Below are 6176 nucleotides of genomic sequence, written 5' to 3'. Positions count from 1 at the left end.
TCGGTATACCGCCTGACGACTAATCCCAAAAGCTTTCCCTAATGCCATTTTCGATGGATACTTCCCCTCCTTCCATGCTTGTCGTAAAGCTTCAGCTTGGTCAGGCTTTAGTTTATGCACCCGACCTTTGTACTTCCCCTGAGCAGAGGCGAGTTTTATTCCTTCCTTTTGCCGCTCTAAAATGATCTCACGTTCGAACTGTGCAAAAGCACCCATCAATTGCAGCATCAAATTATCCAACGGGGTGGATTCGGCCGTAAAAGTAATATTTTCTTTTACAAACTGGATGGCAATCCCTCGTTTGACCAGTTTATCTACTTCAGTGACCAAATCTTTCAGGCTTCGCGCAAAACGATCCATGGAATGTACAATCACCCTGTCCCCTTCCCGGACATAGTTCAACATTTCCTGAAATTTAGGTCGGTCAGTATTTTTACCTGAAGCACGGTCAACAAAAATCCGGTCGACTTCAATCCCCTCAAGTTGACGCCCAGTATTTTGCTCGACCGAACTCACTCGCACATAACCTACTTTTTGGCCTTTCACTCTTTCTCGCCCCAATTGGATAAAAATGAACAATTTTGTAAATTATAAATCTTTAATATCAAAGTTACATGTTACTTATGATTAAAAATCATTTAAATGATACATAATTTCATGAACTTTCAGATTGTAACTTTAGGGTATAGTCTAAAGTAACAGAATGAATATTCTACCCCCGATAGAAACAGCCGTACTCTGGGGGGAGATTTTTTTGATGTGCAGGTGCCGACCCTTACCAGAAGGCACTGTTGAAAATAACCACGAATCGTAAGCTGAATACTCTTTTAGCTAAAGGAGCAGCATATGAATTCTTTCCATAAAATTTAGGCTTGTATACCCAGAAAAATGTGGAACTTCTTAGGTTTCATACATGAGGATTTTGATAGGCTCACTGACTATTTTAAATTGTGTGCCTTAACTCTCTGTTCTAAAAGGCTATTCAGAATTTTTAGACTGTTTATTTTGAACATTCTTTTTACTCTGTGGTGGCGATGCCGTAATTGGACCTTGCAAGATGCATGGTCGTGTATGGGCGATGTCCAGAAAGAATTTGACTCAAAACTATTTTAGTTGGGAAGGAATGCTAAAAATTGGAGATTGATACATCTCATCGTTTGTTTAAATATTTTTTGATTAAATTTTCCCTTTAAAAATTCTATTTTTTTTAATGTCTTAACTTGTATTTAATATAGGAGATCCCCATAACAACAAAAGCACTACAGGAATACAACAATATGGCGAATCCACAAAAACACTATGCTAAGTTCCACACAAATATTCGATTAGGTCGTTATGACGAAGAAAGTACATTACGTGAAAAACGTGACCTTTTGATTAGCACCTTAAAAGATGAACTCAAAAAGGATCCAAATGGTCCTCAATTTGTTGAATACTTTAATCAAGGTAGTTATGCCTTGGGCACAGGGATTAAGCCTAAGAATGGAGATTATGATATTGATGTAGGAGTTTTATTAGATTGTGACAAAGAGGAATATGGCTCAGTAGAAATTAAAAAAATTGTTAGAGATGCTTTAACTCATTCAAATAGAACTGTAACGATCAAACGACCTTGCGTAACTGTCACTTATCTCAAAAATGGTAGTCCCGATTATCATGTAGATCTGCCCATCTACGCTGAAGACGACAAAGGCAATATGTATCTAGCTCGAGGTAAGGAATTCTCCTCTGAAGACCTTAAGACTTGGGATATTTCAAATCCTACTGAACTTACCGATACAATTTTGGGAAAATTTGAAGATGATTCAGATTTACGTCATCAGTTTAGACGATGTACTCGCTACTTGAAACAATGGCGAAATGAGAAAGGTCTAGATTTTTTTAAGAGTATTGCTATCACTACAGCTGTATATGAGCATATAACAGCTGAAGATTATGAGAATGATAATAAGGTATTACTTTCTATAGTAAATAATGTATTAGATCAATTCACTACCTTTAGCATTGATCCAGAAAATAACGAGTATTACTTCAGACTCGTAATTAATTTACCTGCACATCAAGGTGTAGACTTACTCGAAAAATTGACCCGAAAACAAATGGAGCACTTAAAATCAAAACTTGAAGATTTAAAATCATCTTTAGAAGCTGTAAATGAGGAAACTGATACAGTAGAAGCTTGCAAAATTTTAAATAAAACTTTTGGAAGACAATTCCCTATCCCTGAAATACAAGAAGTGTCCGAACCAGTAGTACAAACTTATTACACTCAAGAAGGAAAATCTGCTTAGGAAAACTCAATGTTTTTTGATAACCCAAAGTTAGACAATATTGAAAAGCTATTAAGTGAACATGGAGCTCAAAATATCCATGTCACTTCTATTACTAAGGATTGGGTTAATCTAAAATTTGATTTTCTCATTAATACACAACAGGTTTGCCTTGGTCTAATTTTTCAAAATAGAGCTAATTGGACGATACCTCCCATTTTTAGAATATTGACACGACCAATGTCTGCCTTAGATCATGTGAGTCAAAGTGGGGAAATTTGTACTACGGATCATCAAGGTGAAAACTTTGAAGGCTATAGACATAAAGAACTTATTACTGAATTCTTTGAAAGGGCTATAGATATACTCAAGCAATCTTTTATTAATTTTCAATTAAACAACCGAGTAAGCTTGTATAACGAACTAGAAGGATATTTAGGCAGCACTCAAAATATAAATGAGGATGTAATATTACATTGCGACCCTACTTCTACATTTAATTTATATGGTTGGTTAAGAAAATCATCAAAAGGGAATCATCAAATATTAGAGCATATTGATGATGGCGATAGTTCTTACATAAACCACAACCAGCTCACAAAAGTAAAAATTCATAAGATATTATTAGAAGATGCTTCTGTTTTCCCCATACCAGATATAGGAGATTATTTTAATGAGGACTATTTTCTAAAAATTGTTAATACCCTCTCTAATGAGAACAAACGATCTTTGTTAAAACAAGGCAATCATTATGCCCTAGTGGGAATTCCAAATGAACATGGATTTGCTTATGTGATTTTTTATTATGCCATTTGGTATTCTTTCAAAGAAAAAGTATCCTTCAAAGGCTTTAAAGTCTCTTTAACACAAAGAGCGTGGATAGATTATTTATTAAATAGAACGGGGCAAGAGAAAAAAACAAGACATATAGCGATTATCGGATGTGGGGCTTTAGGCTCAAAGATTGCAGAGATATTAGCTCAAACAGGCGTAAATAAATTTTCTTTCATAGATCCAGAGCTTTTAAAAACAGATAATATTTATCGTCATTCTTTAGGTTTGCAGTATGTTAATACCTATAAATCTACTTCTTTAGCTAATAAGTTTTTAATAGAAAGGCCCGGATTAACTATTTTTCCATTCGTAAGCCATGGTGAAAGCTGGATAAAATCAAAAATTACTGAAGATATTGATACTATCATCATAGCAATTGGCCATACTCCTACTGAGATTTCTCTCGTAAAAACTATTTATGAAATAAGTGCAAACATTCAAGTAATAATAGGCTGGTTAGAACCTTATGATTTAGGTGGACATTTTATTTCTTTCAATAATAAACATGTAGGATGTTTAAACTGCTTATATTTTGATGAAAAATCAAATAAAAGTCTTACCCCTATGTATAAATATGTACAATCTGGACAGCTAATTGCTAAAAATATTACAGGGTGTGCTGGTGCATTTACCCCCTTCTCTTCTTTAAATTGCATGAAGCTAGCAAGCTATATTTCTGAATATGTCCTGAATCAACAATTAGGATTTGTTTCTATTTCTGGCGACAATCAGAATGCAAATAAAAATGGAATAATTACTACCCCTTTTTATAATTCAGTAAATAATTCAAATGGAATTAATATATTGAATTTAAAAGAAATTTATAAAGAAGTATGCCCATGTTGCAATACATAACTCAAGGGAGGATTAAATGTGACACACCTACAGGCCAAGTCTTTATTATTCAAGCAAATGTTTTAAAGAGTTTAAAGCAATTTATACAATTAGAATCAGATTCTCCAGAATCGGGTGGCATTCTAATTGGAAGAACAGACATAGAAACTAAAGCTAAAATCATTGAAAGCTTTACCTCTCCTATGGAAGGAGACTGTCAAACACGTATGTCTTTCTTTAGGTCAAAGTCCCACCAATATGCTTTAATACAAGCTTGGAACGAATCTAAAAAATTCTATAATTTTCAAGGCCTATGGCATACACATCCTGAAGATGTACCAACACCCTCTCCAACCGATTTAAGGGATATAGATACTGTTCTAAATGGCATTACCAATCTTAATGACCCAGTTTTATATTTAATAATCGGAAGAGTAAAAACTGGAATCTGGATTGGTAGAAAAAATTTTAAAATCAAACTGTTAGGTTATATTGAGTTAAATTGAAAATGCAACTAGACCCATCCCTAAGTTTACAGACTTCTTTATCAGCAATAGATGATTTATCAAATGCAAATAAATATATAGAAGAAATTTTAAAGCATATTTGTATAGATTCATTAGGTGTATTAGTTGATGAAGAACGTAAAAATATAATTTTTGTCTTATTGAAAAATAAAAGCCCTGAAAGTTTTTTCCGTATAATTCTCAATTATGATGATACTTTAACTTTTGTCCGAAGATTGCTTGCCAAAAAAATTTCCATTTATGCACGCTTTCTTCAAGGTCACATAATTGATGCCCACACTCTACATGATTTTGAAAAGTTAAAAGAAACATGGAATTTAACCTCCTCTCAAGAGAGCGAAGTTAAAGATGTAGATTTTGTTCCTAGAAAGATTCCTAAACAAAAACCAAACCCTGTAAACCAATTAGAATATTTCATAAAAAGAATTTTTGATTTTGAGCATCTTACAGGTAGGGGTAACGATTTATCTGAAAAAGATAAAAACCAGATTTATCTCTCAAGTCATGGCCGATGTATGTTTAAAGGATGTGGTGCAAAATTAAACATAGATGAAATAACTGGATTTGAAGGTACATATGGCGTTTTAGCTCATAATGTTGCAGCATCAGAAAATTCTACTCGCGGTATCCCCTTCTTCTCATATCAACTATCAGATGATCCAACGAATATTTTATTATTATGTGAAAAACATCATAGGTTAATTGATAAAGTTGCTGGCGCAGAATATACAGCTTCAAGACTCTCGCAAATGAGAAGTAATTTCACAGCACAATGCGAAGATTTATTAGATTCTTTAAGCTTTACTCCTATGCCAGTGTATTTATTTTTCTGGCCCGTGAATCGCAATATTCCTCAGTCTCCTTCACGACGTGATATTGCAAGCTGCCTTCTCCCATTAAAATCTATTTTGCATAAAGATAAGACACTAATTCATGAACCATTACCAGCTCATTTAAGAGCTTCAGCTGATGAGTTCTATAAAAAGTATTTTTTAGAAGAATTTGAAGTTCAAACAGAACAATTACTTAGGGAAACTAAATTTGATGATAAGAGAGTAGCTATTTTTGGCTTCGGCCCTATGCCATGCCTAATAGCATTAGGAAGTAAATTAGGAAATAAAGGGAAATTTATACCTATGCTTATGTATAGGGATGGAAGTTGTTGGATGTGGCCTGATCTTATATGTACAACCAAAGCGTATGAAATTAATAATTTCAGTGAAATAGAAGATTGTACTGAAATTACTATTAGATTGAATCTCACTGCTGATCCAGAAACCTCTAAAAATAAGGCTGTTGAATTAGGACATCCGGTAATTAATATTACTGCTAAACCAGAATATATGGGGAATGGAGCAATAAGAAATCCTGAACGAGGACTAAGTTTCATGCAAGATATTCATGCGTTATTTCATAGTCTAACAGATAAAGGAATTACCAAAATTCATGTCTTACCATGTGCATCCAATGCTGCTTGTATATGGTTTGGACAAGCATTTGATCTGCATCATCCTGAAATGGTTATTTATGATTACTTAAATAATTCAATGGTTCCAAGACTTCAAATTCGAAATAATGGAAGCAAGAATGAAATCGCTGTAATTTAAACAGTATATTTGATAGTACTTTCATACCATTAGATTTAAATATGACATTAGTAAATGGAGTTTAGCTCTAATGGGGCTTTGTTGCATAAATATCTAAGACTATG

5 protein-coding genes are annotated in these 6176 nt (G+C 33.7%); 4 read left to right on the top strand and 1 reads right to left on the bottom strand.

The window, feature by feature from the left end; translation table 11 throughout:
* Positions 1-546: recombinase family protein (locus N7590_RS21675; protein WP_279935887.1), on the bottom strand; the 546-nt coding region annotated here is incomplete at its 3' end.
* A 731-nt stretch (positions 547-1277) separates the two neighbouring features.
* Between N7590_RS21675 and N7590_RS21670 the strand changes: the two genes are divergently transcribed.
* The 4 genes from N7590_RS21670 to N7590_RS21655 are packed head-to-tail and all read left to right on the top strand — an operon-like array spanning position 1278 to position 6072.
* The gene (locus N7590_RS21670) at positions 1278-2291 is read left to right on the top strand and encodes a nucleotidyltransferase (RefSeq protein WP_005006358.1); all 1014 of its coding nucleotides are present in this window, start codon (positions 1278-1280) and stop codon (positions 2289-2291) included.
* Positions 2292-2300: 9 nt separating this feature from the next.
* On the top strand, positions 2301-3959 hold the full coding sequence (locus tag N7590_RS21665) for a ThiF family adenylyltransferase (RefSeq protein WP_005006360.1): 1659 nt from the start codon (positions 2301-2303) through the stop codon (positions 3957-3959).
* Positions 3944-4444, top strand: a complete 501-nt coding sequence (locus N7590_RS21660; RefSeq protein ID WP_005006362.1) for a Mov34/MPN/PAD-1 family protein — start codon at positions 3944-3946, stop codon at positions 4442-4444. Before N7590_RS21665 ends, N7590_RS21660 begins: the two co-directional genes overlap by 16 nt.
* Before the next feature lie 2 nt (positions 4445-4446).
* The gene (locus N7590_RS21655; RefSeq protein ID WP_005006366.1) at positions 4447-6072 is read left to right on the top strand and encodes an SAVED domain-containing protein; all 1626 of its coding nucleotides are present in this window, start codon (positions 4447-4449) and stop codon (positions 6070-6072) included.
* Positions 6073-6176: the final 104 nt, after the last annotated feature.

Source organism: Stenotrophomonas sp. GD04024 (genome assembly GCF_029837545.1).
GTDB lineage: Bacteria > Pseudomonadota > Gammaproteobacteria > Xanthomonadales > Xanthomonadaceae > Stenotrophomonas > Stenotrophomonas forensis.
The sequence above is the reverse complement of the archived record's forward strand: the minus strand, read 5'-3'. Positions and strand labels throughout refer to the sequence as shown.

Excerpts from the sequence above, each read along its gene's own strand:
- N7590_RS21660 (WP_005006362.1), top strand. The coding sequence starts at position 3,944 with ATGTTGCAATACATAACTCAAGGGAGGATTAAATGTGACACACCTACA.
- N7590_RS21655 (WP_005006366.1), top strand. The coding sequence starts at position 4,447 with ATGCAACTAGACCCATCCCTAAGTTTACAGACTTCTTTATCAGCAATA.
- N7590_RS21670 (WP_005006358.1), top strand. The coding sequence starts at position 1,278 with ATGGCGAATCCACAAAAACACTATGCTAAGTTCCACACAAATATTCGA.
- N7590_RS21665 (WP_005006360.1), top strand. The coding sequence starts at position 2,301 with ATGTTTTTTGATAACCCAAAGTTAGACAATATTGAAAAGCTATTAAGT.